The following is a 1,743-nucleotide window of genomic DNA, read 5'->3' on the forward strand; positions in this document are numbered from 1 at the left end:
TCCCCTTTGCAGACAGAATAATAGGTCGAACGCGGAATTTTGAGCAACTGGCACTGACGGGTGAGCGAGAGCTTTTCAAGGGGAATAATCATCGCCTTCCTCCGCTCCCGAGAGAGCATTTGAAGGCCCGATCTAAAAAATCGACTTCCACCGTCAATTCTCCAATTTTGGCATGAAGTTCCTTAACTTCGGCTTCGTGATTGTCTTTTTGCTTTTCCTGCTTGCTGGAGAAAATATCGGCCATATTTGCCAGAGCCTTTTTCTTCCATGTGCTGATCTGGTTGGGGTGCACATCATATTTTTTTGCCAATTCGGGAAGCGTGAGCTCTTCTCGTAAAGCTTCCAAAGCTACTTTGGCTTTGAAGTCGGCTGAATGGTTACGGCGTTTTGCCATCGGATAGTCCTTTTCAAAAACGGTTATCCCACCTTAACACCCTGTCCTGTTTTTGGGGACCATCTCTGTAAACGTGTCACGTCGATCAGCGTTACGGACCCGTATTTCTTCAAAGTCCACCGTCTCAAAATGAACGTAGCCATTACGGTAGCCCCATTTAAACAGGGCATTCAGGGTCGTTTGTTCATTCCTGATGGTAACGTCTTTTACGCCGGGTGACGTTAATCGGCGATGCTGTGCAAAATTATAGAATTTCGATTTATCAATTTCGTTGATCTGCCGGTTCGAACCAACTTTAGGATTACGATCACCAAGAAATTCATAGAGATGTTTGGTCAGTTGGGTCTTGATCGTCAGGTATCGACCGTGGGTGATTAGCCCCGTAGCAACCCGTTGTTCCTGATACTTCAAGAACTCTTCAACCAATTCACCGACCTTCAACCCGAACAGTTTACGTCCGGTTCGTAGCTGCAACTGAATGTCATAGAATAGCTGTTTACCGCGTTCCAACGCCGTGTCGAGATCACGGGTCTTTAACGTCTTACGGTAATATTTTTTCTCAGCCGGTATCCATGTGCGGAATTGGTAGATTTCACCGTTCTGTCGGGTGCGATAAACGATAGCGTCCCCGCCGAGAATGGGGTGCTGATCGACAAACGTCTTGGTTGCGGAGCACTTATGTTGAGCGATAATCACCAGAGTATGTAATTCTTCCGTCAGCTAAATTTCTAACTTATTGAAAAATAACATACCCTGAATGACTATGAAAAGACTGTGTAAAATCTAAGCCTTTGTTATGCTTATGTTTTAAAGGCGGGAATTATTCCCACTCAATTTATACGCAGCCATAACCGCTTGCTTGCAAACGAATTAACAAATCTATGTAAAAAGTATGTAATGGTTTTCGGTGATGCAAAATATTTTAATTTCGTATCCTGTTGTTGCCAAAGGCTTTTCTAAACTTCCGTTACATATTATGAGAATCCGAAGTGACCACATATTCCGTGATACAAAGTGAGACTTCTTTCCATCACCCATAAGCGTTTCTATTCGCTAAAGTTGCTATTTTGAAGCTGCGTAGGTAACACGCTGTTACCACCGAGTGCCGACATGGCGGTTTGTGTTAATGCATAGATGAGAGGAATTGTCGCTTCGCTATCATGTAGGGTCGGTTTGATAAATGCCCCCTTAAGTGGCCCAGCTAAGTATATATATTAGTAGGTTCATTTAGCGGGGCTTATACATTAAGAGGCAGAAAGATTTGTTATGATCTTTCTGCCTCTTTTGTTTGTCAGGGAGGTGTTGCAACACCTCCCTGACGGTGCCTGAAGCGGTTGAGCCCATCGGGG

General features: G+C 44.3%; 2 protein-coding genes. Both read right to left on the reverse strand.

Annotated elements, in window-relative coordinates; all coding sequences use genetic code 11:
* Window positions 1-88 precede the first annotated feature (88 nt).
* Window positions 89-394, reverse strand: a complete 306-nt coding sequence (locus IEW74_RS17165) for a transposase (RefSeq protein ID WP_188667401.1) — start codon at window positions 392-394, stop codon at window positions 89-91.
* 33 nt (window positions 395-427) lie between these two features.
* Window positions 428-1,090 carry a site-specific integrase gene (locus tag IEW74_RS17170; protein WP_188667404.1) on the reverse strand — a complete coding sequence of 221 codons (663 nt, stop codon included), beginning with the start codon at window positions 1,088-1,090 and terminating at the stop codon, window positions 428-430.
* Window positions 1,091-1,743: the final 653 nt, after the last annotated feature.

The sequence above is a fragment of the Terasakiella brassicae genome (assembly GCF_014641495.1).
Classification (GTDB): domain Bacteria; phylum Pseudomonadota; class Alphaproteobacteria; order Rhodospirillales; family Terasakiellaceae; genus Terasakiella; species Terasakiella brassicae.

Bases quoted from the DNA above. Each gene is read 5' to 3' on its own strand.
- IEW74_RS17165 (WP_188667401.1), bottom strand. From the start codon at position 394: ATGGCAAAACGCCGTAACCATTCAGCCGACTTCAAAGCCAAAGTAGCT.